This window comes from Idiomarina sp. UBA4520, from assembly GCF_002388365.1.
Lineage (GTDB): Bacteria > Pseudomonadota > Gammaproteobacteria > Enterobacterales > Alteromonadaceae > Idiomarina > Idiomarina zobellii.
Genome location: NZ_DGMK01000014.1, coordinates 1 through 203 on the forward strand (window position 1 = coordinate 1; position 203 = coordinate 203).

1 pseudogene is annotated in these 203 nt (G+C 52.7%); it reads right to left on the reverse strand.

What is annotated here, in order from left to right:
- Positions 1 to 203: pseudogene (gene tuf / locus B3850_RS05740) on the reverse strand (elongation factor Tu); the annotation flags it as partial.

The window sequence follows — 203 nt, forward strand, 5'->3', positions numbered from 1 at the left end:
CCGGTAACAACGGTACCACGACCTGAAATCGAGAATACATCTTCGATTGGCATGATGAATGGCTTATCGATGTCACGCTCTGGCTCTGGGATGTATTGGTCAAGCGCATCTGCTAGCTCAACAATTTTCTTCGCCCACTCTTCGTCGCCTTCCAGCGCTTTCAGTGCTGAGCCCTGAATAACCGGCAGGTCGTCGCCCGGGAA